This window comes from Streptomyces sp. NPDC107581, from assembly GCF_055657175.1.
This window is the reverse complement of the sequence record NZ_JBVKBH010000020.1, coordinates 113,531-138,646: the sequence shown is the minus strand read 5'-3', so window position 1 is coordinate 138,646 and position 25,116 is coordinate 113,531. Positions and strand designations below refer to the sequence as shown.

The 25,116-nt window shown below is 69.3% G+C and carries 25 protein-coding genes and 1 pseudogene; 10 read left to right on the top strand and 16 right to left on the bottom strand.

Going from position 1 to position 25,116, the window contains the following annotated elements; translation table 11 throughout:
* The 4 genes from ACZ7P3_RS37425 to ACZ7P3_RS37410 all read left to right on the top strand — a co-directional run bounded on the left by ACZ7P3_RS37425 (position 1) and on the right by ACZ7P3_RS37410 (position 7,153).
* On the top strand, positions 1–921 hold the full coding sequence (locus ACZ7P3_RS37425; RefSeq protein WP_472088652.1) for a hypothetical protein: 921 nt from the start codon (positions 1–3) through the stop codon (positions 919–921).
* Positions 918–3,749 (top strand): stealth conserved region 3 domain-containing protein, encoded by a 2,832-nt coding sequence (locus tag ACZ7P3_RS37420; RefSeq protein ID WP_472088651.1) that lies wholly within the window; start codon positions 918–920, stop codon positions 3,747–3,749. Before ACZ7P3_RS37425 ends, ACZ7P3_RS37420 begins: the two co-directional genes overlap by 4 nt.
* A gap of 90 nt (positions 3,750–3,839) precedes the next feature.
* Positions 3,840–4,943 carry an acyltransferase family protein gene (locus ACZ7P3_RS37415; protein ID WP_472088650.1) on the top strand — a complete coding sequence of 368 codons (1,104 nt, stop codon included), beginning with the start codon at positions 3,840–3,842 and terminating at the stop codon, positions 4,941–4,943.
* 140 nt (positions 4,944–5,083) lie between these two features.
* On the top strand, positions 5,084–7,153 hold the full coding sequence (locus ACZ7P3_RS37410; protein ID WP_472088648.1) for a PLL family lectin: 2,070 nt from the start codon (positions 5,084–5,086) through the stop codon (positions 7,151–7,153).
* Between the two features lie 245 nt (positions 7,154–7,398).
* On the opposite strand, the gene ACZ7P3_RS37405 is transcribed toward ACZ7P3_RS37410, so the two are convergent.
* From ACZ7P3_RS37405 to ACZ7P3_RS37390, 4 genes are all read right to left on the bottom strand, one after another.
* Positions 7,399–7,572, bottom strand: a complete 174-nt coding sequence (locus ACZ7P3_RS37405; RefSeq protein WP_472088647.1) for a hypothetical protein — start codon at positions 7,570–7,572, stop codon at positions 7,399–7,401.
* Positions 7,573–7,597: 25 nt separating this feature from the next.
* Positions 7,598–7,954 (bottom strand): PRC-barrel domain-containing protein, encoded by a 357-nt coding sequence (locus tag ACZ7P3_RS37400; RefSeq protein ID WP_472088677.1) that lies wholly within the window; start codon positions 7,952–7,954, stop codon positions 7,598–7,600.
* A gap of 81 nt (positions 7,955–8,035) precedes the next feature.
* Positions 8,036–8,467: a response regulator gene (locus ACZ7P3_RS37395; protein ID WP_472088646.1), complete on the bottom strand. Its 432-nt coding sequence runs from the start codon at positions 8,465–8,467 to the stop codon at positions 8,036–8,038.
* A gap of 3 nt (positions 8,468–8,470) precedes the next feature.
* Positions 8,471–8,791, bottom strand: coding sequence for a hypothetical protein (locus tag ACZ7P3_RS37390; protein WP_472088644.1), 321 nt, complete (start codon positions 8,789–8,791; stop codon positions 8,471–8,473).
* 172 nt (positions 8,792–8,963) lie between these two features.
* Here ACZ7P3_RS37390 and ACZ7P3_RS37385 point away from each other — a divergent pair, with 172 nt between their 5' ends.
* Complete coding sequence (locus ACZ7P3_RS37385) at positions 8,964–10,541, top strand: sensor histidine kinase (protein WP_472088643.1); 1,578 nt, start codon at positions 8,964–8,966, stop codon at positions 10,539–10,541.
* Positions 10,538–11,749, top strand: coding sequence for a PP2C family protein-serine/threonine phosphatase (locus ACZ7P3_RS37380; protein ID WP_472088642.1), 1,212 nt, complete (start codon positions 10,538–10,540; stop codon positions 11,747–11,749). The genes ACZ7P3_RS37385 and ACZ7P3_RS37380 overlap by 4 nt, the downstream gene beginning before the upstream one ends.
* A gap of 186 nt (positions 11,750–11,935) precedes the next feature.
* Here ACZ7P3_RS37380 and ACZ7P3_RS37375 read toward each other — a convergent pair whose 3' ends face one another.
* Positions 11,936–12,787, bottom strand: coding sequence for a YihY/virulence factor BrkB family protein (locus tag ACZ7P3_RS37375; protein WP_472088641.1), 852 nt, complete (start codon positions 12,785–12,787; stop codon positions 11,936–11,938).
* A 560-nt stretch (positions 12,788–13,347) separates the two neighbouring features.
* Here ACZ7P3_RS37375 and ACZ7P3_RS37370 point away from each other — a divergent pair.
* The 3 genes from ACZ7P3_RS37370 to ACZ7P3_RS37360 all read left to right on the top strand — a co-directional run bounded on the left by ACZ7P3_RS37370 (position 13,348) and on the right by ACZ7P3_RS37360 (position 16,066).
* Positions 13,348–13,740, top strand: coding sequence for a hypothetical protein (locus tag ACZ7P3_RS37370; RefSeq protein WP_472088639.1), 393 nt, complete (start codon positions 13,348–13,350; stop codon positions 13,738–13,740).
* Between the two features lie 20 nt (positions 13,741–13,760).
* The gene (locus ACZ7P3_RS37365) at positions 13,761–15,440 is read left to right on the top strand and encodes a hypothetical protein (RefSeq protein ID WP_472088637.1); all 1,680 of its coding nucleotides are present in this window, start codon (positions 13,761–13,763) and stop codon (positions 15,438–15,440) included.
* Between the two features lie 230 nt (positions 15,441–15,670).
* Complete coding sequence (locus tag ACZ7P3_RS37360) at positions 15,671–16,066, top strand: hypothetical protein (protein ID WP_472088635.1); 396 nt, start codon at positions 15,671–15,673, stop codon at positions 16,064–16,066.
* Positions 16,067–16,169: 103 nt separating this feature from the next.
* Here ACZ7P3_RS37360 and ACZ7P3_RS37355 read toward each other — a convergent pair whose 3' ends face one another.
* From ACZ7P3_RS37355 to ACZ7P3_RS37330, 6 genes and pseudogenes are all read right to left on the bottom strand, one after another.
* Positions 16,170–17,378, bottom strand: coding sequence for a cytochrome P450 (locus ACZ7P3_RS37355; RefSeq protein ID WP_472088633.1), 1,209 nt, complete (start codon positions 17,376–17,378; stop codon positions 16,170–16,172).
* A 39-nt stretch (positions 17,379–17,417) separates the two neighbouring features.
* A pseudogene (locus tag ACZ7P3_RS37350) lies at positions 17,418–18,811 on the bottom strand (NAD(P)/FAD-dependent oxidoreductase).
* Positions 18,801–19,028: a ferredoxin gene (locus ACZ7P3_RS37345; RefSeq protein ID WP_472088631.1), complete on the bottom strand. Its 228-nt coding sequence runs from the start codon at positions 19,026–19,028 to the stop codon at positions 18,801–18,803. Before ACZ7P3_RS37345 ends, ACZ7P3_RS37350 begins: the two are co-directional and overlap by 11 nt.
* A gap of 171 nt (positions 19,029–19,199) precedes the next feature.
* Complete coding sequence (locus ACZ7P3_RS37340) at positions 19,200–19,502, bottom strand: hypothetical protein (RefSeq protein ID WP_472088629.1); 303 nt, start codon at positions 19,500–19,502, stop codon at positions 19,200–19,202.
* A gap of 19 nt (positions 19,503–19,521) precedes the next feature.
* Complete coding sequence (locus tag ACZ7P3_RS37335) at positions 19,522–19,818, bottom strand: hypothetical protein (protein WP_472088628.1); 297 nt, start codon at positions 19,816–19,818, stop codon at positions 19,522–19,524.
* Between the two features lie 82 nt (positions 19,819–19,900).
* Positions 19,901–20,347 carry a MarR family winged helix-turn-helix transcriptional regulator gene (locus ACZ7P3_RS37330; protein ID WP_472088627.1) on the bottom strand — a complete coding sequence of 149 codons (447 nt, stop codon included), beginning with the start codon at positions 20,345–20,347 and terminating at the stop codon, positions 19,901–19,903.
* An 80-nt stretch (positions 20,348–20,427) separates the two neighbouring features.
* On the opposite strand from ACZ7P3_RS37330, the gene ACZ7P3_RS37325 reads away from it, so the two are divergent.
* Positions 20,428–21,114, top strand: a complete 687-nt coding sequence (locus tag ACZ7P3_RS37325; protein WP_472088626.1) for a hemerythrin domain-containing protein — start codon at positions 20,428–20,430, stop codon at positions 21,112–21,114.
* Between the two features lie 428 nt (positions 21,115–21,542).
* On the opposite strand, the gene ACZ7P3_RS37320 is transcribed toward ACZ7P3_RS37325, so the two are convergent.
* The 5 genes from ACZ7P3_RS37320 to ACZ7P3_RS37300 all read right to left on the bottom strand — a co-directional run bounded on the left by ACZ7P3_RS37320 (position 21,543) and on the right by ACZ7P3_RS37300 (position 25,071).
* Positions 21,543–22,223: an NAD(P)H-binding protein gene (locus ACZ7P3_RS37320; RefSeq protein ID WP_472088624.1), complete on the bottom strand. Its 681-nt coding sequence runs from the start codon at positions 22,221–22,223 to the stop codon at positions 21,543–21,545.
* A 20-nt stretch (positions 22,224–22,243) separates the two neighbouring features.
* Positions 22,244–23,287, bottom strand: a complete 1,044-nt coding sequence (locus ACZ7P3_RS37315; protein WP_472088623.1) for a zinc-dependent alcohol dehydrogenase family protein — start codon at positions 23,285–23,287, stop codon at positions 22,244–22,246.
* Between the two features lie 428 nt (positions 23,288–23,715).
* Positions 23,716–24,120: a hypothetical protein gene (locus ACZ7P3_RS37310; RefSeq protein ID WP_472088621.1), complete on the bottom strand. Its 405-nt coding sequence runs from the start codon at positions 24,118–24,120 to the stop codon at positions 23,716–23,718.
* Positions 24,117–24,809 carry an alpha/beta fold hydrolase gene (locus ACZ7P3_RS37305; protein ID WP_472088619.1) on the bottom strand — a complete coding sequence of 231 codons (693 nt, stop codon included), beginning with the start codon at positions 24,807–24,809 and terminating at the stop codon, positions 24,117–24,119. Before ACZ7P3_RS37305 ends, ACZ7P3_RS37310 begins: the two co-directional genes overlap by 4 nt.
* Before the next feature lie 34 nt (positions 24,810–24,843).
* Positions 24,844–25,071 carry a hypothetical protein gene (locus ACZ7P3_RS37300; RefSeq protein WP_472088618.1) on the bottom strand — a complete coding sequence of 76 codons (228 nt, stop codon included), beginning with the start codon at positions 25,069–25,071 and terminating at the stop codon, positions 24,844–24,846.
* Positions 25,072–25,116: the final 45 nt, after the last annotated feature.

Genomic DNA, 25,116 nt, shown 5'->3' with positions numbered 1-25,116 from the left:
ATGGAACAGATCAGAACTGTTCCCGCCTTCAGCGGTCCGGGGCGTGGCCGGCCGGCGCTGCGACCGGTTCACCTCTCGGTTCTCGGTGGTGGGACGCTCAACGTGGCCGTGCCCGGCCCGCCCGGTCATGACGAACTCGAAGCGGCCTTCCTGCAGGTACGGCGGCGCAACGAGGCATACAGCGTTCCCCTGGACCTGGAGGTCCAGTGGGACGGGTCCGCTCTGCTGACGGCCACCACCGCGCTGTGTCATCCACGCCATGACGATCCGCAGCAGCCCGGACTGCGTGTGGGGGAGGGGCTGTGGCGGCTGGCCGTCGTGGTGACCTACCGTTCCGGTGCCACGGCCCGGTTCGCCGTCGTGGCCCCACCCGCACCCGCTGCGGACGGTCCCACTCTGCTGACCTTTCCGAGTGCCGGCTCCGGCGCGGTGTTCCGGGTGGTGCGCTCCATCGAGGACCGCGCGATGCTCAAGGTCACCGGGCCGCGCCGGCAGGCCGAACTGACGGGCTTCACCGCGGGATGGGACCGCATCACCGTCCACGGCCGTTTGATCGCGCCCGGTCTCGAACCCTCGCACTTCACCGCGGAAGCGGTACCGCGCACCGTGGGCGCCGCCCTCCCGGTCCACCCCGAGTGGCAGGGGGACCGCTTCACCTTCGAGGTGCCGCTCCCGGCCATGTCGGCCGGGAGCAGGACGGCACATGTCTGGGACCTGCGTCTGCGGTGCGGCCGCACGAAGATCAGGATCGGTCGTCGTCTGACCGACGTGAGGCATCCCGGCAAGGTCTTCCGAACACCGTTCCACACCGTCGCGCTGCCCACCGGCAAGCTGCTGCGGGTGCACGCCCACGTCTCCGGAGCCGGATGGGCCACGGTGAGTTGCACAGTCATTCCCACACTCGAGGACAGAACCCGATGAAGATCACCTTTCTGCTCACCTGGGCCGACGGGATGGGCGGAACGGAGATGGCCGTCTACACGCAGGCCGCGCACCTTGCCCGACACCACGACGTGGAAGTGCTCAGCGTCTTCAAGACCCAAGAGGAACCCTTCTTCGAGGCCGGCCGCGGGGTGCCCCGCCGCTATCTCGTCGACCGCACCGGACACGACGCCCGACCGGTGCGCACCACCACGCTCGACGAGGGGACGTGCCGCTTCCTCGCCTCACTCCCCAGTGAGATCATCAAGCCCGACTGGGAACCCACGTTCGACCGGCTCTCGGACATCGAGATGACGGCAGCGCTGTCCTCCCTGGACACCGATGTGCTGGTCACCACGACTCCGGCTCTCATGGCCGCCGCGGCCGAGCTGGTGCCCTGGGACGTCATCACCATCCATCAGGAGCACCGTGCCTCCCAGCTGCGCGGCGTCACCGGCGATCCCCTGCTGATGTACGCGCCCGCCGTCGACGCGCTCGTCTCACTCACCGAGCGCACCAGCGAGTGGTTCGCCGACTCCCTCGGCGCGGCCGCGCCGGTCCTGGCCGCCATACCCAATGCCGTTCCGGACGGATTCCGGCCCCGCTCGGACCTCACGCACAAGACGATCGTCCTGGCCGCCCGCATGACGCCCGAGAAGCAGCTGGACCATGCCATCGAGGCGTTCGCGTCCCTCACGGACGAGCATCCCGAATGGACCATGCGCATCTTCGGGGACGGGCCGCAGGAGGTCCGGCTGCGGCGGTTGATCGACGGGCTGAAGCTGCACGACCGTGTCCAGCTCCTGGGCCACACGGGCCAGATGACCTCCGAGTGGGCCAAGGCGGGCATGGCTCTGCTGCCCTCCCGCAACGAGGCGTTCCCGCTGGTCCTGCTGGAGATGATGGCGGCCGGCCTGCCCGTCGTCGCCTACGACATCGTCACCGGTCCGGCGGAGATCATCCGGCACGGAGTCGACGGCCTGCTCGTCCCCGCGGGCGACAAGGAGTCACTGGCCACCGCGATGTCCACGCTGATGGCCGATGAGACGCTGCGCCGGTCCTACGGCGCCGCCGGCCGGGCCGGTGTCCAGGAGAGGTTCTCGGCGCAGCGCATCACCGCACAGTGGGAAGAACTCTTCACGCTCCTGACGGCGCGCCGGGCCACGGCCTCCCGTACCGCCGACCGCGCGGACCGCATGGCCCGCCGGATCGCGGCCGGCGGCAGCCGCCACTTCAATATCGCCGCTCCCGTCAGCATGCTGGCGGCCTCCGCCGACGAACAGAAGGCCCGGGAGGTCATGCTCCAGGCCCAGGACCGCACGGGCCGGCTCGTCAGGAGCGCGGGCCGGCTCGCCGAGGTGCGGGACGACGTCTCCGCGGCGCGCATGGCCGAGTGGAATCTGGAGCTCGTGGCCGAGGTGTTCACGGAGCGGAACATCCCGTACCTCATGCTGCGCGACGGATCCCCCACCCATCGACTCGCCGTCGCGGTCGAACACCGCGAGCAGGCCATCGAGGCCCTGGCCGCCGGTTTCCATGCCGAGCCCGTCTACGCCGAGCTGGTCACTCCCCGGGGCGCGGCTCCCGGCGCGGTGCTGGCCGAGCGGCTGCGCGCCGTCGGCAAGGTCATGGGCCTGCGTGTCTTCAAACCGGTGACCACGGAGAGCCGTACGCTGCGCTACGGCCCCGCGTACGGCTGCCAGATCGAGTTCTGGGCCGAGAACGACGAGAGCGACGAACTGCCCGGCTGGCGCCGGGCTCCTCGCGGATCCACCCTGGTCGGGCCCTGCCTGCCCGACCTGAAGCCGACTGCACGGCTGCGGGTCGGCGAGCGCGACCATCCCACCGCCGCGGCATTCACCGATCGCCTGATGAAGGACATCGACTTTCCCGTCGACGCCGTCTACACATGGGTCGACGACACGGATCCCGAGTGGCGTGCACGGAGGGACGTGGCGAAGAAGGCCGCGGGCATCGCCGACGAGGGAGCCGACAGCGGGGACGTGCGGTTCCGCAACCGGGACGAACTGCGCTACTCCCTGCGGTCGTTGTCCATGTACGCGCCCTGGATCCGCAACATCTACATCGTCACCGACGATCAGACTCCGCACTGGCTGGACACCTCCCAGCCCGGTGTCACGGTCATCAGCCACCGTGAGATCTTCACCGAGGCGGAATGGCTGCCGACGTTCAACTCGCACGCCATCGAGAGCCAGCTGCACCACATCGACGGCCTGTCGGAGCACTTCCTCTACTTCAACGACGACGTCTTCCTGGGGCGCCCCCTCACGCCGCAGGAATTCTTCACCAGCAACGGGCACACCCGCTTCTTCTGGTCACCCACCACCGTGCCCCCTGTGCCGCTCTCCGCCGAGGACGAGGGCTATTTCGCTGCCGCCAAGAACAACCGGGCGCTGCTGCAGCGGGACTTCCAGCGCACCGCAACCCAGGGGTTCCTGCACACGCCGCACCCCCTCAGGCGCAGCGTCCTCACCGAGATCGAGGAGACGTACCCGAAGGAGATCGCCACCACGGCATCGAGCGCCTTCCGGGCGAGCACGGACCTCTCCGTCCCCTCCTCCCTCCACCACCACTACAGCTACCTGACCGGACGGTCGCAGCCTTCCAGTCTGTCCAGCACGTTCATCAACGCCGGCCGGTACGAGCACCACACCCGGCTGAGCCGACTCCTCGCCACACGCAGCCACGGCGTGTTCTGCATCGGTGAATCCCCGCACGCGGAAGTCCCCGTCGACGAACAGGACCGCGTCCTGCGAGCCTTCCTCAACGCCTACTTCCCCGTACCGTCGCGGTTCGAGCGGCGTTGACCATCCGCCCGCCCCGCAGTCATCCGCACCCGAGGCAGAGTCGAGGTGCCCGGCCGGGCACCTCGGCCTCCCCACAGGAGAAACGATCCCATGCTCGACGGAGCCGGCCGCGCGCGCGTCTCGCCACGACAAGAGAACGAGGACTCCCCACCGGCCGGTGAGCGCCCTCGGCGGATACTCCTGCTGGACGCGCTGCGGCTCATCGCCGCACTCGCCGTGATGTCCTATCACTACCTCGCCCGGGACAGCGGCGGTCACATCGACCTGAAGGCGCAATTCCCGTCGGCCTTCCCCGTCGCCGCGTACGGCTGGCTGGGTGTCCAGCTGTTCTTCCTGATCAGCGGGTTCGTCATCTGCATGAGCTGCTGGGGGAAGTCACCGAGGGAGTTCTTCGTCTCGCGCGTGGTGAGGCTCTACCCGGCCTACTGGTTCGCGGTCGTCGCCACCACGGTGACCGTCGCGGTGATCCCCGGCGGGGCGCGCCCCCTGCCGTGGAACGAGGTACTGACCAACCTGACGATGCTGCAAGAGCCCCTCGGTGTCGAACACGTCGACGGTGCGTACTGGACACTCTTCGCGGAGCTCAGGTTCTACCTGCTCTTCGCGCTCCTCACCTGGTGGGGGCTCACCTACCGCCGTGTCCTGCTCTTCTGCTGCGTCTGGGCCGTGGCCAGCGCGATGTACGCCCAGGCCCCGGTCGACGACCCGTTGCGGCTGCTGATCATGCCGGACAGCAGCTGGTACTTCATCGCCGGTATCGCGCTCTACCTCATGCACCGCTTCCGCCCGAACCTGATGCTGTTCGGCGTGGTCCTGCTGTGCTTCGCCGCGTCGCTTCCCTTCGTGCTCAGCACATGGAAGAACACCGGCACGTACATCGGGCACACGGTCCCGTCCTGGCCCGTGATCGTCATCCTCGCCGCGAGCTTCGGGGTCATGACGCTCGTCGCCACCACGAAACTCTCCTGGATATCCTGGCGCTGGCTGACCGTCGCCGGCACCCTCACCTACCCGGTGTACCTGCTCCATCAGGACATCGGCCGGGAGCTGTTCACCCTGTGGCTCCCCCGCGCGCCGTCCGGCGCCTCGGTCGCCCTGGTGGCGGCAGCCATGCTGGCGCTCGCCTGGCTGGTGCACCGCTATGTCGAACGGCCCCTCGGCCGTCGCCTGAAGCAAGGTCTCGCCCAGCTCTGACCGGCGACGTCCACGCTCCGCGTCTGTGACACCCCACCCCCGCACGGCCCTCCGCGGCCTCATGACGACCTTCCCGTCCGACAGCTCCGCTGTGCGGCGGGCACCAGTTCCCCTCTCCGGTCAAGGAGGTTCTCCACACCATGCGTCTGTTCCATCGCCTCTCTGCCGCCGGGCTGCCACGCCAGTCGAAGTCCACAGCCCTGGCGCCCCATGTACAGATCTGCGCCCACACGGACGACGATCTGTATTTCATGACGCCGGACCTGTGGCAGTCCGTGCAATCCGGAGTGCCCCAGGTCAACGTCTATCTGACGACAGGTGAGGCCGACGGCGTCAATCTCCCCATGGACGACCCGGACCGCAAGACCGCCACACCGGATTTCCCCGGCTACACCGCCGCCCGCCAGCACGGAATCCGCGCGGCCTACGCATTCATGGTCACCGGCAGCCGACGGGCCCCATGGCTGCGCTCCGCCGTGAAGATCCGGGGAGTCACAGCGGAGGTCAACAGCCTGGACGACGGACGCATCACACTGGTCTTCCTCAACCTGCGCACCGGCCAGGGCGCACCGGGGACGAACCTGCTGGGCCTGTGGCAGCAGACCGGCAGGACGCTCGCGACCCTGCGCCCGGCCTCCAGCCCCATCCCCACCGCATGCGACGGACAGCTGCTCACCCGGGATGCCGTCACCGGCATTCTCACCGACGTCCTGCAGTGGTATTCCCCGGCCCTCGTGCGCATCATGAACCCCGATCCACAGTGGACCGCGATCGACAGAACGACAGGAGACATCACCTACTGCGACAACTCCGACCACACGGCTGCAGCCCTCTTCGCCATGGCGGCACTCGAGAAGTACGAGCGCACCGGAAGACAGCGGCCCGCAGCGGTCGAGAGCTACGTCGGGTACTGCAACAAGCTGCGTCCCCGCAGCCTCAGCCCGCAGCAGGCCGCCCGTAAGTTCTCCTACCTGGCGGTCTACGGCGGCGAGGACGGTCACGCATGCGAACAGCCCCCGGGCCTGTGCGGTGACAAGCCACTGGGCGACCGCGCGTACAACCGCTTCTACGGACAGAGCACGAACTACCGCTGGCAGTCGAGCACCAACTGGCTCCAACCACTGACCGACGGACGACTCGCCGCCTTCGCCGTGCTCGGCGGCCGGCCCGTCATGTGGACCCAGGAGCACCCCGGCGCCGACAAGTGGTCGGGGCCGGCACCGCTCGGCCACCTGCCGAGCGGCGGCGGGCGCTTCCTTCCTCGCCTCGACACGACACGCGACGCCGCCGGACGCATTCACCTCGTCGCGGTCAGAGCGACGGTGGGAGCCGCCCCCGAACAGCAGCAGCGCAACCTCATGCACCTCACCCAGGATTCCGCGACAGGCGAGTTCGGTGCGTGGACCGACCTCCAGAGCCCCTACAGCGCGTCGGCGGCGCAGGAAGCACGGCGTCGCGCCCTGGGTATGCCGGTGGTGGTCGCCTCCGGTGCCGGCGTTCGGGTCATGGTCCGCAATTTCGGTTCCGGTCTCAGTTCCCGAAGCCTGACCGACGAGGGCTGGCAGCCCTGGGGCGACCTGAAGGGCGGTGTTCTGGAGGGCTTTTCCGCCATCGCCAAGAGCGCAGGCACCGTCGAGATCTATGCCGCCAGCAGCACGAGTGGCATGGGCGTCCTGCGCTGGTACCAGACCACCCCCGGCGGAGACTTCGCACGCGACTACGGCACCCAACTCGCCCAGCCCGCCGCTCCCGTGACCCTGCTCGAGCTGTCGGACGGCCGCCTGCTGATGTACTCCCGCCAGCCCGAGACCGGCTGGCTCCTCGCCCACCGCCAAGACCGTCCGAACGGCACCTGGAACACGCAGCCCGACATCGCCGCCACCACTCCCGGCTTCGGCCCCCTCGCGCACGCGGTTCTGCCCACAGGGGAAGCCGCCCTGATCCAGCGCACCGACGAGCAAGGACTGAGCCTCTGCATCCAGCCCCTCGACGGCAGCCCCGTACGGCCGCAGTGGATCTCACTCGGCGGCGGTCCGTTCGTGCACACACCCTCGGCCGCCGTGGCCCCCCGGGGCCGACTGGTCATCGCCCACATCGACGCCCAGGCCTGCCTCAATACCCTCACCCTCGACCTGTCCGGCGACCGAGAACTCACGAACCTCCCGCCATGGACGACCCATCACATCCCGGATTGCCGGCTCTCCGCATGACAGATGCTGCATCGGGCGACTTCGCGCCCGTCGTCGGCAGTGTCCGCCCATGGCCGCGAACGGACCGCACCACGACCGCATGCGCACGGGACCGGGGGAAGCCGGTGGGAGTCCGGCACTGACCCGCAGCCGTGTGCGGCCCGCAGGGGCCGCGAGTCGGGTTGCCGGTGCGTGCGGAGTGCCGCTTCCCATCGCTTGGCCGCGACCGGCTCCGACGCCGTTGACCGTCCCTGCCGCCGGGACGGTCAACGGGTGACGCGCTGACCTGCACGCCCATGGCGCAGGCGCATCCCGGCGTGGACGAGATCGGCGAGCAGTACGACGGCGCCGATGACCAGCAGGTAGAACAGCCCATGGACGGCGAATCCGATGATGCCCAGGACGAGGGCCACGAGGATCAGGAGCAGAAACAGGCTCATCGGCTCTCCCGGCGGCTTGTGCGGTTCAGCGGCGGGCGAGGCGGCGTTCGCCACCGGCCCCCGGGGTGTAGTCCAACTCGTAGTGCGTGAAGACCGGCGCCTCGTCCGTCGCCGGCAGCTCGCCGTCGACGTCGATCGCCGGAGCCTTCTTGACCAGGCTCTTGTCGTAAGCGATCTTCAGGTACCCCGGACCGACCGTCGCGCCCTCGAGAGGCACGAAGGCAAGGCGGCGGCGCGTGGGCAGACCCATGGTCACCGTCGCGAAGAAGGGCTTGTCCGTCGCCGTGTCCACGTAGACCGCTTCGAGCACGCCGACCTTGTGGCCGCCGGGGTCGACCACGTCGTGACCACGCCATTCACGGATGTCGCATGCTTCGAACATCATGAACCTCCGCGACCCGAGTACCCCGGACCGCACGCCTGATGCACGTACCTGGTGGGGGCTGCCCGCCGGCGCCCGGTTCTAGTGCTTGGGGGGCTTGACGGCGATGTCGAGGTAGAAGGCGTCGATGCTGCGGACGGCCGCCTCGAACTCTTCGAGGTTGACGGGCTTGGTCACGTAGGCGTTGGCGTGATGACGGTACGCGCCGGTGACGTCGTCGGGAGCGGCGGACGTGGTCAGCACGACGACCGGGATGGTCCGCAGGTCGGCGTCCTCCTTGACCACGGCGAGGAACTCGCGCCCGTTCATGCGCGGCATATTGAGGTCGAGCACGATGAGGTCGGGGCGCTCGTTGTCCGGGTCGCGCAGGTAGTCCAGGGCCTCGATGCCGTCGGAGACCTGGGTGAGATTGCGGGTACCCCGCTCGGAGAGGGCGTCCTGGATGAGCATCGCGTCGGCGACATCGTCCTCGACCAGCAGCACGTCGTGGGGGCGGGTTGCGGCGGCAGCCATGATTCACGAGCTCCGGGGTGTGGGTCGGGAGGCAGGACGGTGTGTGCTGTTGGTGATCAGCCCGGGCCAGCGGCGCCGGGCTCCTTGACGGCTCATGCTGACGGCCTGGCCGATGTCGGGATAGCCGGCTCCGCTCGCGGCGGCGGCCTGGGCGGCCTGGTCCTCCAGGTGCCGGACGGCCTGTTTGACATGGGCGAGTACCCGCAGGCGCAGCAGAGCATGCCTACGGGATTCGTCGGTTGTGTCGCCGGATTCTGCCGGCGGCCGGGCGGTCTCCTGTGTCAGCCGTCGGGTGAGCTCCTCCACCACCCGACTGACCAGCACAGCCGTATCCGTGCTTGCCGGACGGGAAGTTGAGGGTGGACCAGGCATGGCACCACCCTAAGGCGTTGATCCAGGACGGGACAACATACGTTGTCGGGCCGCGGGTACAGTGTGCTTGCCGCGCGCCGCCGCGCGGCCCGGATGGCCGGCCGAGGGAGAGAAGTCCACTGCGATGACAAGCAAGCCGCCGGGCACAGGGGGCGTGTTCGCGGGCTGGACGACCCGTCGCTGGCTGCGCTTCGGGGTGGCCGGGACCCTGGTCGTCCTGGCGGTGCTGGGGTCGCTCGGCGGCTGGGCTGTGCGGCGCACCTCGCAGGTCACGGGCTCGCTGGTGGACCGGCGCTCCCCGGCCTTGATCGAGTCGATACGGGTGGAGGAGGCTCTGGTCAACCAGGAGACCGGCATCCGCGGTTACGGCCTGTCCGGCCGGCGGGACTTTCTCCAGCCCTACGCACAGGGCGTGGCCGCCGAGAAGGCGGCGCTCAAGCGTCTGCGGCCGCTGCTCGGCGATGACGGCCGAGCCCTCGCCGACCTCGCCGAAGTGGAGCATCTCGCCGGAACCTGGCAGGAGCGGATGGCCCGGCCCGTCTCGGCGGCTCCCCCGGCGGGCGCTGCGCGGATCGCCACGGCGCGGGCCCGCGAGGGCAAGGCCGCGTTCGACTCGTTGCGGCGCGCGATGACCCGCCAGCAGACCCACCTGGAGGAGGAGCGCACGGCGTCCACGCGTGAGCTGCGGCAGGCGATGACACTGCGGAACTGGATGTTCGCCGTCATCGCGGCGGTCATCGTCCTGGTGGCGGTGCTCGTCTTCGAGGCCCTGCGACGCGGTGTCACCGGTCCGCTCGGCCGGCTCGGCTCGGCCACCCGTGACGTGACGAAGGGTCGTTTCGACCGCTCCCTCGTCGGCACCGGTCCCGCCGACCTGCGTCGGCTGGCCTCCGACGTGGACTCCATGCGCCTGCGGCTGGTGGAGGAACTGAGGTTCAGCGAGGCGGCCCGCACCCTGCTGGACGAGCAGGCCGAGGATCTGAAGCGCTCGAACACGGAACTGGAGCAGTTCGCCTACGTCGCCTCGCACGACCTGCAGGAACCGCTGCGCAAGGTGTCCAGCTTCACCCAGCTGCTGCAACGGCGCTACGGGGGGCAGCTGGACGCGAAGGCCGACCAGTACATCGCCTTCGCCGTCGACGGCGCCAACCGCATGCAGAGCCTCATCAACGACCTGCTGGCCTTTTCCCGGGTCGGCCGTGTCCACGCCGAGCACCAGACCGTGGACCTGGAGGAGGTGCTGAACCGGACGCTGGACGACCTGAGCGTGAGCGTCGAGGAGACCGGCGCAGAGATCACCCACGACACCCTGCCCACCGTCGTCGGCGACACCACCCAACTGGGCATGCTCTGGCAGAACCTGCTCTCCAACGCGATCAAGTTCCGCAGCCCCGAGCGGTTGCCCCGCATCCACATCAGCGCCGTCCACGACGAGGGGGTGTGGGAGCTCGCGGTGACCGACAACGGCATCGGCATCGCGACGGAATTCCAGGAGAAGGTCTTCATCCTCTTCCAGCGGCTGCACACCAAGGACGCCTATCCGGGTACCGGCATCGGCCTGGCGATGTGCAAGAAGGTCGTGGAGTTCCACGGCGGCACGATCAGGATCGACCCCGACTACCGGCTCGGCACCCGCATCGTCTGCACCTTTCCCGCCCTCGTCGCCACGACAGTGGCCCCGGACAGAGAGACACAGCCGTGACCGCCCCAGCCGCAGGCCGCGACGAGCAGTACGACGTGCTCCTGGTGGAGGACGACGACGGAGACGCCCTCCTGGTCGAGGAACTCCTCCACGACACCGACCTGCCGCACACCCTGACGCGGTGTCGCACCGCCGGGGAGGCGCGCCGGGCACTGGCGGCGGGTCCCGTCGACTGTGTCCTGCTCGATCTGCACCTGCCCGACGCGTCCGGAGTCGAGACGGTCCAGTCGATCCAGGGGGACACGCACGCCGCCATCATCGTTCTGACCGGACTGGACGAACCCCGCGCGGGGGGCGACGCCCTCGCCGCCGGCGCCCAGGACTACCTGATCAAGGGCAAGGTCGAACCGGAACTGATGCAGCGGGCCGTCCGTTACGCCGTCCAGCGAAAGCAGGCCGAGCGCGCCAACGCCGCCCTGCAGATCGGGCGGTTGCGCGCCGAGGAGAACGCACGTCTGGAACGCGGGCTGCTGCCGGAACCGCTCCTGTCCTCCGCCGCCGTCACCGCCTCCAGCCGCTACTACCCCGGACGGGCCCAGGCCTTGCTGGGCGGGGACTTCCTGGACGTCGTACAGACCGAGGACGGCCAGGTCCACGCCGTCATCGGAGACGTCAGCGGCCACGGCCCCGACGCCGCCGCGCTCGGCGTCTGCCTCCGCATCGCCTGGCGCGCCCTCACGCTCGGCGGCCACCGCGACGAGCACCTGCTGCACCTGCTGGAACAGATCCACATCGCCGAACGCGCGGGCAGCGACCTCTTCACCACCTGCACCCTCATCACCCTGGACCCGGAGGCCGCCACCCTCACCCTGCATCTGGCCGGTCATCACGAGCCCCTCGTCATCACGTCCGGCGGCACCGAGCAGATCAGCGCCGCCCACGGCATCGCGCTGGGCATAGCACCCGGGCTGGGGGACTGGCCCGCCACCAAGCTCGCTCTGCCCGCCGACGGCGCGCTCATCGCCTACACCGACGGTCTCGTCGAGGGCTTCGCGGACGGTACGGGCGGCCGGCTCGGCGTGGACGGCCTGTTGCGCATCATCGACACGCTGCACACGCCCGATCCCGGCACCCACCTCGACCAGCTCATCGCCCGCACCCGCGCGCTCAACGCGGACCGCCACACCGACGACCTCGCCGTCCTGCGCCTGGACTGGAACACCGGTGCGTCAGGTCCTGCGGCGAGGGCCTGGCGCACCGCACCGTAACCCTCCGCCGGTTTCCGCTCGGCCGGCACCGCTGCGGGCCCGGAGCAGGGCGCCCTGCGTCGGCTCTCCCCTGACCCCTCGGACACGACCCGCCAGCGGCGCGCGCAGGCCGTACCGGTCGACCCCGCCGCACGCTGCGGATGGTCCGCCGCAGACACCGGAAGACCGGTTCGCTTTCCTGGCACGTCACTTTCCTGGCACGGGCTTCGCCAGCTCCGCGTTGAACTGAGCGCCGATCAGGAGGGCCAGATGGGACAGCCACAGCCAGACGAGGAAGACCACGACGCCTGCCAGTGAACCGTACAGACGGTGATAGCTGGTGACATGGGAGGTGTAGGCGGCGAATCCGAGGGAGACGGCCAGCAGCAGCACGACCGCCAGTGTCCCGCCCGGCGCCATCTTCCCGACCGGGCGGGAGGGCGCGGGGCCGGAACGGTACAGGACGAGCACCAGGGCGACGGCGACCGCGGCCACGACCGGCCAGCGCAGTGCGTCCCAGACGGCCTGCGGCCCGGTGCCCAGATCCAGGACACGGCCCAGACGCCGGGCCAGGCTGCCGGTGAGAAGCAACGCGAGGGTGGATGCGAGAAGCAGGAAGATCAGGACGAGGGCCGTGGCGACGATGCGGGGTGCGGTGCGCCAGAGCGGTCGTTGCGCGCTGACCCGGTGCATGGAGTGCAACGCCCGGCGGAAGACGCTCAAGTAACTTGACCCCGACCACAAGGCGCCCGACCCGCCGAGGAAGATCAGTGTCCATGCCGCTGACGACTGCCCGGCCATCTGCCGCAGGGTGCTGCGCAGCAGGGCGCGGGAGGCGACCGGGGCGGCCTGGGACATGCGGTCGATGACCTCCGGCTTGGCCGTGGGCATGGTCAGACCCAGGATCGAGAGGATCACCAGCAGCACGGGGAACAGGGACAGGACCGCGTAATAGGTCAGCGCGGCGGCCCAGTCCGTGATGTCGTCGTTCCAGACGGCCGCCGGCGTCCGGCGCAGCGCCGACCACCACCGAGCCGTGCGACCGTCTGCAGCAACCATGACGCGGATGCCTTTCACCTCCGCTCCTCGGACCGCCTCGTCCAGCACGTCGGTGCGCCACCGGCCGGCCGCGTGCGCCGGGTCGCCGCGCCAAGTTCCTGTACGCCGGACAGCACCGGCAGTCGTGGAAGAACGCCTCTCGTCAGGTCGTGTGCCGCTGTCGCGGTGACTCGCATGTGCCCCGGAATTCCTTTGACAAACGAGGCGTTGCTGGTCAATAAGCAAGGCTCATGACTTGTGGATCGTCCCTCTGGAGGGCATGCGATGGGCACACCTTCCCGATGCTCCTTTGATGGCCACCAAGTCGGGGCCCGCGTTGCAGCGCGGCTCAGGAAGGCACGCTGCAATTTCGTCGTCGCGCCGGCGGCGGTCAGGGCGAGGCGGTAGCAGCCCAGCTGGTGTTCGGCCACATCGACCGGTACGACGAGCGGCGGGCACAGCGTCCGTTCAGCACAACGAGGCCGGCTGGTCCCGCTCAGCGCATTACGTCACCTCTGGAACGGTATTTCGTCGGTTCCCCTCTGACGTACGCCTGGCCGGCGACACCGTCCACATCCGAGATGTTTCGCCTCGTACGCGGCACCCAGCACATCCTCGACGTGCTTGCCGTTCTGCACGCCGACCACTTCGGCCTGCGTATCCACGACGACGCGTTCTCCGCGATGGACCTCACCGCCCGCCACCCGCGCACCGGCGAGCTGCTGTCCACGGTGAAGTTCATGGTGCAGACGCTCGTCGCCGACTGCGAACTCCAACGCGAGCTGACCTACGACGGGCTGCGCGCTTTCAGTTGCCAGACCGGTCGTGATGCGCCGCGTGCCCGCCCATGCCCCTCCGCGATCGGGTGTTCGATCCGGTCGCTATATTCATTGATCACTCGGTCACGATCCGCACCGGATGAACAGTGTCGTCGTGCCGGGTGCCATAAGGCCCCCTTGGCTGGGGCCATGTGATCCTGTGGGGGGACACCATCGTGCGACGTACTGCTCTGCTCTCGGCTGCCACTGCCACGGCGCTGGCCTGCTCGATGTTCACCGGCTCCACGCTGGCCCGTGCCGACGCCGCTCCAGGGGGTGGACCTGTCCTGGATGACGCGAGTGCCTGGTACGACCGTCCCGGAATGGTCTTCATCACCGCGCACTCGGACAATCCGATCACCCACATCACCGTCCACTTCACCCCCGTCGGCGCCCGAGACGGCGCACCCGAGGCTGGGTCCACCGACGACTTCACCCAGCAGTCCGGCACGGACGGCCGGTCCGGAGTCTGGCGGGCACCGGTGCACCTCGCGGAACTCGGCGAGTACCGCATCACCGTCGATCTGCAGGACTCCTCCGGCGCCACGGTCACCGGCGCCGTGTCACGGTTCACACTGAAGTACCAGACCATTCTCACGATCCGGGACCTCACGGTGACGCCGACCAGGCCGGACTACTTCCATCAGAAAGTGACCGTCAGCGGTACCGAACTCGCCGAGGACCCACGGACGCCCGACAGTCCAGTTCCGGTCGTCGATGTCCCGGTCGTCGTCACCTCCCAGGGCACCTCCCCGGACGGCAGGTTCAACACGCAGACCGGCGCCGACGGGCGCTTCACCTTCTCTTTCGTCCCCACCTTGCACTGGGCCGACATTACGGCGTGGCCACAAGCCTCCAGCGCCTATCCCGGGGCGATCCTCCTGAACACGCCTGAGCAGCAGATGAACCCCGTGCAGGCACCGACCCGGTTCACGGCGAGCACGCACGCCCTCAACCTGCGCCAGGGAACGACGGGCACGGTCACCGGACGCGCGGAGATCCAGACGGCCGACGGCTGGCAGCCGCTGCCGCACACGTCACTCAGCCTGATGGGTACCGGCTCTTCGCAGGGCCTAGGGGGGACGACCACGACGGACGACAACGGGTTCTACACCCTGCGCGTCCCCTCGGCGAACCCGCTGCCGACCAGCCAACTCGTCCTCGGTGACACACCGTTCCTGCAGCCTGCCGCTCAGCCGTTCAGTCTCCACGTGGCGTACACGACCGAGCTCACCATGGACGCGACGCTCGGCGACGACTCCCGACTCCACGTATCGGGAGAGATGTCCTACAGCGAGCCCCGCGCCCACTGGCCGTCCAAGCCCGTCGTGAGCATCGAATACTCCAAGGACGGCAGGACCGGGTGGAAGTCCGCCTCCACGATCCCGGTGAAGATCCGCTACAACAAGCCGAACTTCCAAGAGCCCTTCAGCACATCGTTCGCCGCGCCGAACAATGCCTACTGGCGTGCGCGCTTCAACGGCAACCCGGACCTCGCAAGCAGCACGACCAAGCCCGTCCACCTGCGCCGCTACCCCACGCGGATCACCGGGTTCGACGTCACCCCCGAACCGATTCGCAAGAACGGCCTCATCCACCTCGCGGGCACGCTCCAGTACTACACGGGTACCGCCTGGAAGCCGCTCGCCCACGCCAACCCCGCCCTGTACTTCCGGCCTCGCGGGGCCTCCGGTTACCGCTACGTCAGTGACCTGAGCACCGACTCCAAGGGCCGGATCTACAACATCATCCTCAACGACACCCAGGACGGCACTTGGGCGGTCGCCTTGAACCGCGGCGTAGAAGACCAGTATCTGAAGAGCCCCATGGTCACGGACTACGTCGACGTGCGATGACCATGCCACGTAGCCCGGCCTCCCCGGGCTACGGCTGAACCGCGTCGACGACGCGGCGGCTGTTGTCCGTCACGCTCAACCGGCCGACTGAAGCGCTCAGTCACCATCACCCGCTCCCGCTCCCGGACCCGAAGTAACGAGGCTGAACGTGCGGCGAACCGGCAGGCCGCCGATGACCACCAGCGCCCGGAGGAGGAGGGCGCCGACTGCCTCGACTGGGAGGAGAGAGAGTGCTGGTCGAAGTGGAGGCTGTGCAGCCCGATCCGTCGAGGCCCCTGTCTGTCCGGGTGCGCTCGGCAGCGGGCACTGCTGTGGTGCGCTGGCAGGGGGACCCTGACGCGGTAGGGCGAGAACACCATGTCGAGTGGACCGTGGATGAGGACATCGTCTGGGCGGAGAACGCCTGGCCGAGTACTTCTGAAGCCCCTGAGCTGCGGGAAGAACGCGGCCGCGTCGTCTTTCGTGGACGGCTGAGCCTGACCGAGGACTCAAGGGCTGTCCTGGGAGTGGGTGACGCGCTGATCCTGTTCGACCTTGCCGGGCCGCCGCCGGAGGGTGCCGATGGATCGTGGGTGGAGGTCCGTGTGGCACAGGACCATGTCGCCGTCTGGCCCTACGAGGTCTGAACTGACGGCAGACGGCCAGATGTACCGTCCCTCTGTTTGCCGGAGCGGTTCCCCCGGCCCGTGCGGCGGGGTTGAGGCTGTGAGGCCTGAGATGGGGCTGTGTTCAGGCGGTGAGACCCTCGATCGCCATGGGCAGGTGGCGGGGGCCGCGGAGCACCGCGTTGGCACGGTAGGGCGGCGGGTCCTCGAGCAGTCCGGAGAACTTGACCCGGCGGAACAGTTCGGGCACAGCCGCATGGAGTTCGATCCGGGCGAGCGGAGCGCCGAAGCAGTAGTGGATGCCGGTGTAGAAGCCCAGGTGCTCGTTGTCCTTGCGGTCGGGATCGAACCGGTCCGGGTCCTTGAAGCGTTTGGGGTCGCGGTTGGCCGCGGCCAGCATGAGCCAGACCGGCGAGCCCCGGGGGATCGTGGTGCCGGCGACGTCGATGTCGGCCAGGGCGGTGGTGAACGGTATGAACTGGACCGGGGGTTCGTACCGCAGTACTTCCTCGATGAGCGGGACGGCCAGGTCGGGCTCCTTCTGGAACCGCTGGAGGACATCGGGGTGGCGCAGCAGGGTGAGGGTCGTGTTGGTGATCGCGTTGACCGTGCTCTCGTGGCCGGCGACCAGGAGCAGCACCGCGGTGGCCTCCAGGTCTGCCGGTGTCATCTCGGGGGCGAGCGCGCTGAGGATCCCGGGGCCGGGGTGGCGGCGTTTGGTCTCGATCAGGTCGGACAGATAGGCGCCCATGTCCTGGCGCGCCTGCTGTGTCTTTTCCTGGCCGCCCGTGTCGGCGGCTTGGGGATCGATTCCGGACGCCAGGGCGTCGGCCCAGCCGTGGAAGAGCGGTTCGTCCTCGCGCGGCACGCCGAGCACCTTGCAGATGGCGGTGACGGGAAGGGGGTAGGAGAAGTCGTCGACGGTGTCGACCCGGTCCTTGCCTTCGAAGGCGTCGAGCAGGTCGCTGACGACCTTGGACAGCTCCCCGCGCAGGCCGTCGAGGAATCCGGGGCTGTGCGGGGGACCGAACGGCCGGTTGATGATGTCGCGCAGCCGGTCGTGCACGGGCGGGTCGGTGAAGATGAAGCCCGGCGGCAGGCCACTCTTCTTCGCCGGTTGCCCGGTGCGGGCGTAGCCCGGCGGACGGTTGCTCGTGTCGTTGCTCAGCCGCGGGTCGTTGGCCAGGCTCCGCACCTGGTAGTAGGTGCTGACCAGGTAAGTGCCGTCGTCCTCCCGCCTGACCGGTGTCTTGCGCAGTTCCGCGTAGAGCGGGTACGGATCGGCTCGATTGGCGTAGTCGGTGATCTGCGCGGAGATGGGGCCGGGCGTCATGGTGCCTCCTGTTGGCTCCGGACGTGCAGGGGCCGGTGATCAGGCGTGCGACGGAACGAATGCGACACGCCGCTCGCTCGGTGAGTGACCCGTCAGCGTGACCGTGGCTCCATGGGTGGGCAGATGGGGATCAGGGAAGGCCGGGTCGACCGGCTGCAGCGTTTCGGTGCGGCGGTCGACCGTGCGGTACTCCGGCGGGAACGGCGCGCCGGCCGCGATCTGCTGTTCGTAGAACCCCAGCCACTTGGCTCCGTCGAAGGACGCCGCGGCGATGACACGGCCGCGGTACCCGTACACCGCGACGAACCGCTCCTCGGCGAGCGTGCCCTGGGCGACGACCAGTTCGTCGCCCAGCGAGGGCACACCCACCGACTTGATGTTGACACCGAACTGGGAGGACCAGAACATCGGCAGCCACAGGTGCGGACGGCGCTGGGGGCCCGCACAGATCATGTTGTGGGCGGCGATCTCGGCCTGTTCGACGGCGTTGCCCCAGTGCTCCAGCGACAGGAACTGGTAGTCGAACAGCGGGTGCGGGCTGCGGGCCACATCACCGGCGGCGTAGATGTCGTCGGTGACGATGCCGTTCACGTCGAACACCCGGCACCCGGCGTCGCACGCGACCCCCCGGGGACCCGCGGCCAATCCCGAGCCGGCGAGCCATTCGGTGTTCCGGACGGCGCCGAGCGAGATGACCGCCACCTCCACGTCGATCGACGAACCGTCGGACAGATGGGCGCATCTGAGTCGTCCCCCGTAGTCGCCCTCCAGGGCGGTGACACTGATGCCGCAGCGCAGGTCGACACCCTTCCTGCGCTGCATCCGGTCCGCGACCGCGCCGAGAACTCCGCCGAGCGCGCCCACCAGCGGTGCCGGGCCACGTTCGGCGACTGTGACCTGCAGGCCCAGCTCCCGGCAGGCGGAGGCGACCTCGGAGCCCGTGAAACCGGCGCCGATCACCAGCACCCGGGACACTCCTCCGGTCAGTTTCCGGTGCAGGCGGGCGGAGTCGTCGCGGGTACGGAGCCCGAACACCCCGTCCAGCGCGGCCTCTTCCGGTGGAACCAGGGCCGTGCTCTGGTCCCGGTCGTGATCAGCAGGCGGTCGTAGGAAACGGTGTCGCCGTTCGCCAGACGTACCTGTCCGGCATCCCGGTCCAAGCCCGCGGCGGCGACGCCCAGACGCCATTCGGCAGCGATGTCGCGCCGGCGCGGCAGCACCGTGTCCTCGGCCCGCGCCCGCCCGAGCAGCGCCTGCTTGGACAGCGGCGGACGGTCGTAGGGCTCGCACGGCTCGTCGCCGATCATGGTCAGCGATCCGGTGAAACCCTGGTCGCGCAAGGCCTCCGCCGCGCGCAGACCGGCCAGCGAGGCACCGACGACGACGATGCGGCCCTGGCGCCGCAGAGCCGCGACGTCCGCCTCAGCCGACATGGGGCTCCACACCCTTCGTCGGCTCGTCGCAGTAGTCGACGAGGACGGCCTGGACCGGACAGGCCGCAGCAGCCTTTTCCACCCGGTCACGCTGTGCCTCGTCGAAACTTGGGGAGAACAGCAACGCCTCATCACCGTGCAGAGCGAAGACGTCCGGGGCGAGAAAGACGCACTGCGCGAATCCCTGGCACCGGTTGAGATCGACGACAAGCCTCATCCGGTAACCCGCTCCCTGCACGGGCCGCGGCAGCCGCGGGCTCCGCGACCCCATGCGCTCGGTCCCTATGGACAGCCGAGACACCCCACACCCCATCTTCAGGATCGCCCCCTCCGGAGCGGGCTGCAGGGCGAGAGTGGCCGGGCTCCGTTGGGGGTACTCGCGGTTGCCCTACGTCCGGCCGACCATGGTGGCGGGCCTGACGATCCGGTCGAAGTCCTCGGCGCTGACGTAGCCGGAGGCCACCGCTGCCGCGCGCAAGGTGGTGTCCTCGTCGTCGGCCTTGTGGGCGATCGCGGAGGCTTTGTCGTAGCCGATGACGGGCGAGAGGGCGGTGACCAGCATGAGGGACCGGTCGACGTAGGCGTCGATCCGGTCCCGGTTGAGCCGGATGCCTTCGACGCAGTATTCGCGCATCTTGGTGCAGGCGTCGGCGAGGATGGTTGCCGCGTGCAGGAAGATCTGGCTCCGCACATGACCGCGCTGTGCGGCGTCAGCGCACCGACGCGCCGGGAGCCAGCGCCAAGCCAGAAACCGCGAGGAAGGCTTCGAGGCTGATGACTCCGCTGCCGGTGCCGTCGTCCCATTCGGCCAGGAGTTCCGACAGGCCCTCCTTCCAGGAATCTGGTGTGTCGATGTCGGGGCCAGGGTGCCGCTCGACGCAGCCTTCGCCATGCCGGTACCGGAGGTACAGGTACTGGCCCTCCGCCGTCCAGGCATCCCACTGGGACGGGTGGGCGGAACACGTCTGCACAACCCGCACCAGCATCAGACCCTCGACCTCATCCATTCGGTGATGGTCGCGCGGCAGACGGGACTTGGGCAATCGACTTCAGAGAGGCCGACAGCGACCGTGATCGCTCGGACGGCTCCTAGCGCTTGCCCGTTGTCCCTTCATGGCGGTCGAGCTCGGCCAGCAGCCTGCGCAGCGATGCCCTGGTGGCACGGATCTCCTCGTCGGGGATGGCCGCGAAGAGGGTGCGATGCACTTGCGTGGCGCTGGCGGTGACCCGGGCGAGCGACTCCCTTCCCTTGGGCGTCAGCGTCAGCAAGGGGGAGCCGCGGTGATCGGGATTGGACGCATAGGCGGCGAGCCCGAAGGCCACGAGATCGTTGGCGACCCGCTGGACGTTCTGGCGGCTGACGCCGAGGCGTCGCGCGGCCTGGGGAACGGTGAGGGGATCCTCGGACACCGCACTCAGCACCTGCCATCGAGCCTGGGTGAGCCCCTCCGTGCCGGCGGTCTGCTCACCCAAACGACGCAGGGCCCCGGCAGCTTCCAGGACATCGGCGACCAGTAGGGCCGTCTCATCGGGCATTGCACATTCCTCCGATTGACAACATGTTGCTAGTTAGGCAGCATGTTGTCATCATAGCCCCATCTACCCAGGGACGGGAAATGCCCAAGATCGACCTCTACCGGAATGTGCACATGGGGCAGCGTGCCCGGCTTTTCGCGCTTGCCGTCGAACTCGGCGCTGCCGACATCTCCCACAGCGGCGCTGCCGTCGAGCAGGCGGACCGCTGCCTCGCCATGACGCAGGAACTGCGCGAGCACGCCGACCACGAAGACACCTTCATCCACCAACTCCTGCGGGAGCGGGCGCCCGAGGCGGCCGATGCGCTGGAAGCCGAGCACATACGACTCGACGCGGCCTTCGTCGCGCTGGACGAGCGGGCGCGCTCGCTGCCGGACGCCGTTGCCGACGCCCTTCCGGAGGCTCAGCACGCGCTGTACCTGGCGCTGAACGAAGTGATCAGTGCCTATCTTGCCCACCTGCATGTGGAGGAGACGGTCGCGATGCCGGCGCTGTGGCAGTACGCCGGCGACAAGGAACTGGCCGCAGTGTTCGACGCCTTCCATGCCTCCCGCACCCCCGCGGAGGCCCTCACCGACCTTCACCGGATGCTGCCCGCCTTGCCACCCGCACCCAGGGCGGCGATCGTTCGCGATGTCCTCGACGCGATGCCGGGTCAGGCGGACAGCGCACTCACCGCGGTCTCCACCACCCTCAGTCCCGACCAGCGCCACCGTCTGTACGAAGACCTCGGCACGCAGAAGGCGCGGACGTCGCCGACTTCCTGACATGCGCTGCAAGTTCAAGGGTGCGGCCATGGCGTTCTCACGGACAGGGCCACTCGCGGTCGCCGTCGCCCCCGGCCCGATGGCGGCTACGAGCCCGAGCCGTTGGACGGTGCATGGTCCAGCTCGGCGGGTCGAGTTCAGCAGCGAGGAGCTGCCGGACCTGCTGATGTTGTGCGGCTGGTACCACGCCATCGGTTTCACTGCCCGTGCGACCACGCTTCCCCTCGAACCCGGCGCACCGCAGTTCGTCGCATGCTCCACGGCCGATGCCTCCAGTGCCGACAGGAAGGCTTCGCATGGCCCATCGGACCAGCCCTGGCCGGCTCCTGTCTCCAAAGCGGCTGGTCCGTCGGTCGTTCATGGCGCGTCGTCATCAGCTGACCGATGAATTGAGGGTGTTGATCGGGGCCGTTGCCGACCCCTCCCCGTCACGGGCGGCGCTCGCCCGTACGGCTGTTCGCGGCACGTGCCACCGCTTCGGCGACGGGGTCAGGTCCTTGGGCGAGTTCCAGGACGAGCCCTGCGGTAGCAGGCGTGGCGAGCAGGGCGGCCAGGACCTGAGCGACGTCGTCCCGCGTGACCTGCCCCACGCTCCTCTCCGCAGTGAGACGTACCGCGCCGGTGCCGGGATCGTCGGTGAGGGCCGCGGGGCGCAGCACGGTCCAGTCGAGGTCCTGTGCCATGACGTGGTCGTCGGCGGCGGTTTTGGCGTGCACGTAAGCGGCCCAGACCTCGTCGGCGTGAGCCGGGGGCGGACTGCCGGCGCCTCGGGTGGAGACCATGACGTACCGCCGGATCCCCGCGCGCAAGGCGGCGTCGGCCAGCAGCACGGCGGCCTGATGGTCGACGGTGTACTTGCGGGCTGCGCCGCTGCCGGGGCCGGCGCCGGCGGCGAAGACCACGGCACCGGCTCCGGACAGGGCCGCGGCGACGTCCTCGGACGAAGCCGCTTCGAGGTCGCAGACGATCGGCCGTATGCCGTCGTCCGACAGGTCATTGCCGTGGGCGGGGTTGCGGATGAGCCCGACGACGCTGTCCCCCCGGGCGGTGACCAGTCGGCCCAGACGCCGGGCGATCCGGCCGTGGCCGCCGGCAATGGCGATCTTCATGGACTTCTCCTCGGGGCTGTTCAGAAGGCGATGCGGACTTTCAGCGCCGACCGGTCGTCCATGGCGCGGTAGCCGTCCGGCACGCCGTCGAGGTCGATGGTCCGGTCGAATACCGGAGCGGGGTCGATGACGCCCGCCAGTACGTCGGTGAGCAGTTCGGGTATGTAGGCGCGGGCCGGGGCGACGCCGCCCGCCAGAGTGATGTTGCGGCCGAACATCTGGCCGATGTCCACGCCGGCGCTGCCGCCGTGCGGTACGCCGACATAGCCCACCGCGCCGCCGTCGCGAGTGATGGAGATGGCGGTGCGCATCGATTCCTCGGTGCCGACGGCTTCCAGTACGGCGTGTGCGCCCTGGCCGCCGGTCATTTCCCGGATCGCCTCGATGGCCGCCTCACCGCGTTCGGCGACGACGTCGGTGGCGCCGAACGAGCGGGCGATGTCCGTGCGGGTCCGGTGGCGGCCGAGCGCGATGATCCGGTCGGCGCCAAGGCGCCGGGCGGCGAGCACGCCGCACAGGCCGACCGCTCCGTCGCCCACGACGGCGACCGTCGCACCGGGACGGACCCGCGCCGAGACGGCGGCATGGTGTCCGGTGCTCATCACGTCGGAGAGGGCCAGCAGGCCGGGGACGAGCTTCTCGTCGGTGACGGCGTCCCGGGGGAGTTCCACGAGGGTTCCGTCGGCGTAGGGCACGCGGACCGCCTCGCCCTGGCCACCGTCGGAGCCGACCTCTCCCCAGAACCCGCCGTGCGGACAGGACGTCTGCAGGCCCTCCCGGCAGTGGTCGCACGTGCCGTCGGACCAGACGAAGGGCGCGACCACGAAATCGCCCGGCGCGAAGCCGGTGACCTCGGAGCCGACCTCCTCGACGACGCCGAGGAACTCGTGCCCGATGCGCTGCCCGGCCACGCGCGAGGCCACCCCGCGATAGGCCCAGAGGTCACTGCCGCAGATACAGGCGCTGACCACTCGCACCACCGCGTCCGCAGGGTGCTGGATCCGGGGGTCCGGGACCTCCTCGATCCGGATGTCGTTCGGTCCATGGATCACGGTGGCGCGCATGGGAGAACTCCTGATGCTGCTGAACGGGGTGGGACAGGCCGCTCAGCGTCGCCGCCGGAGGCACTTTCTGTCCAGCTACATCAGCTACATCGTTCGTTTAAGCTGAACTAACGGTCGACGCCCGGCGCCCTCTCCTGCTGTGCGATCCGGGCACACGCGACGCCGTGGAGCCGCGCCGTCTTCCTGCTCACCCAGTACCTCCAGGGCGTCCAGGGCTACACACCACTGCAGGCGGGCCTGCGCATGCTGCCGTGGACCGCGATGCCGATCGCCGTCACCCCGCTCGCGGGCACCCTGTCCGACCGCATCGGCAGCCGCAACATCCTCACCCTGGGGCTGGCCATTCAGGCTGTCGGCATGGGCTGGTACGCGGCACTGGCCACTCCGCAGGTCTCCTACTCGGCGCAGGTGCCCGCCCAGGCCGGCGGTCATTGCACGGGCGGGTCTGCCGGCAGCACGCTCAGGGCCCGTTCCCAGGTCTGCGACGGATCGAAGCGTTCGGTGTGCCAAGTCTGTGCGCGTGCCGTGACGCGGTCGGCGAACCTTACGGCAAGAGGCGCGTGACCGTGCCCCCGGATGAAGGCATGGAAATCCTCCTCACTGGCCCAGACGGAGACCACGCCGGCCTCGCGGCGCAGCGGCCGGGCCCAGACCCACAGGCCGACACAACCGGGGGTCCTGGACCAGTGGTGACGCAGCCACAGACCGCGCGCGTAGACGTACCAGAGGAGGCGATGGCTGTCGGTGGTCAGCACCGCGGCGCTGACCACCAGGTCGGTGTGCGTGGAGGGCACCGGACCTGCCTTCCAGCGGAAGCGTATGCGGGGAGTCATGCGGACAGGAGGGCGTCGGCGACCGCGGCGGGGTGCGTGATCATCGCGTCATGTCCGGCCGGCAGGTCGGTGACGGGCCAGCCGTGGTCTTCGGCGAGGTGACGGAAGGGCATGACCTCGCCGACCGTGCACACGACGGCCCGACACGGCAGCGCGTCGACCGCTCCCGTCAGCTGTGCGGCGTCGTGGAACGTACGCAGCGGATGGGGGGTCATACGGGCCTCCAGCCATGTCGCGTCGATCGGCTCGGTGACGCCGAGCAGCTCTGCCGGCAGGGCGGGCATGAGCCAGCCGTCGCCGGCGGTGCGGGCGCTGTCGTCCAGCGCGGTCATGAACCATTCGGGCGCGATTCCGGCGATGGCCTGACCGTCGGAGGCCGCCCAGGCGTCCAGGAGGACGAGTTCGGCGACGCGTTGGGGGACGCGGTCCGCGGCCTGGCGGACAACCATCCCGGCGTAGCTGTGCCCGACCAGGACGACATCGTGGAGGTCTTCCCGTTCGAGGACGTCGCTCACGTCGTCGGCGTGGGTGTCCAGGGTGATGGCCGGGGTGAGCCGGTTCGTGCGGTCACCGAGTCCGGTGAGGGAAGGAGCGAGGACACGGTGCCCGGCCGCCTGCAGCAGCCCGGCGACGCGGTCCCAGCACCAGGGGCCGTGCCAGGCGCCGTGGACGAGGACGAAGGTGGTCACGAGCGTGCTCCGGGGTATGTGGTGATCAGTTCGGTCACAGGTCGGTGCCGAATTCCAGAGCGGTCGCCGGGACGCGCTCGTCGGCGTTGTGGATGAGGCCGGTGAACGGCAAGCCGTAGGGCAGTCGCGGCAGTCGCACGGACAGGAAGCGATCCAGCAGGTCCCGCGCGCCGCCCGAGTCGTCGGAGGTGTCGTAGCGGATCAACCGGACGGTCGGCTCGGCCGCCGGTGTCCGGTCATGCGATTGAACCGATTGACTCACATGTGGAAACTAAATGAACCGACTGGATTATTCAAGGGTTCGCAG

Bases quoted from the DNA above. Each gene is read 5' to 3' on its own strand.
- ACZ7P3_RS37425 (WP_472088652.1), top strand. From the start codon at position 1: ATGGAACAGATCAGAACTGTTCCCGCCTTCAGCGGTCCGGGGCGTGGC.
- ACZ7P3_RS37420 (WP_472088651.1), top strand. From the start codon at position 918: ATGAAGATCACCTTTCTGCTCACCTGGGCCGACGGGATGGGCGGAACG.
- ACZ7P3_RS37415 (WP_472088650.1), top strand. From the start codon at position 3,840: ATGCTCGACGGAGCCGGCCGCGCGCGCGTCTCGCCACGACAAGAGAAC.
- ACZ7P3_RS37410 (WP_472088648.1), top strand. From the start codon at position 5,084: ATGCGTCTGTTCCATCGCCTCTCTGCCGCCGGGCTGCCACGCCAGTCG.
- ACZ7P3_RS37405 (WP_472088647.1), bottom strand. From the start codon at position 7,572: ATGAGCCTGTTTCTGCTCCTGATCCTCGTGGCCCTCGTCCTGGGCATC.
- ACZ7P3_RS37400 (WP_472088677.1), bottom strand. From the start codon at position 7,954: ATGTTCGAAGCATGCGACATCCGTGAATGGCGTGGTCACGACGTGGTC.
- ACZ7P3_RS37395 (WP_472088646.1), bottom strand. From the start codon at position 8,467: ATGGCTGCCGCCGCAACCCGCCCCCACGACGTGCTGCTGGTCGAGGAC.
- ACZ7P3_RS37385 (WP_472088643.1), top strand. From the start codon at position 8,964: ATGACAAGCAAGCCGCCGGGCACAGGGGGCGTGTTCGCGGGCTGGACG.
- ACZ7P3_RS37375 (WP_472088641.1), bottom strand. From the start codon at position 12,787: ATGGTTGCTGCAGACGGTCGCACGGCTCGGTGGTGGTCGGCGCTGCGC.
- ACZ7P3_RS37370 (WP_472088639.1), top strand. From the start codon at position 13,348: ATGTTTCGCCTCGTACGCGGCACCCAGCACATCCTCGACGTGCTTGCC.
- ACZ7P3_RS37355 (WP_472088633.1), bottom strand. From the start codon at position 17,378: ATGACGCCCGGCCCCATCTCCGCGCAGATCACCGACTACGCCAATCGA.
- ACZ7P3_RS37345 (WP_472088631.1), bottom strand. From the start codon at position 19,028: ATGAGGCTTGTCGTCGATCTCAACCGGTGCCAGGGATTCGCGCAGTGC.
- ACZ7P3_RS37335 (WP_472088628.1), bottom strand. From the start codon at position 19,818: ATGGATGAGGTCGAGGGTCTGATGCTGGTGCGGGTTGTGCAGACGTGT.
- ACZ7P3_RS37330 (WP_472088627.1), bottom strand. From the start codon at position 20,347: ATGCCCGATGAGACGGCCCTACTGGTCGCCGATGTCCTGGAAGCTGCC.
- ACZ7P3_RS37325 (WP_472088626.1), top strand. From the start codon at position 20,428: ATGCCCAAGATCGACCTCTACCGGAATGTGCACATGGGGCAGCGTGCC.
- ACZ7P3_RS37320 (WP_472088624.1), bottom strand. From the start codon at position 22,223: ATGAAGATCGCCATTGCCGGCGGCCACGGCCGGATCGCCCGGCGTCTG.
- ACZ7P3_RS37315 (WP_472088623.1), bottom strand. From the start codon at position 23,287: ATGCGCGCCACCGTGATCCATGGACCGAACGACATCCGGATCGAGGAG.
- ACZ7P3_RS37310 (WP_472088621.1), bottom strand. From the start codon at position 24,120: ATGACTCCCCGCATACGCTTCCGCTGGAAGGCAGGTCCGGTGCCCTCC.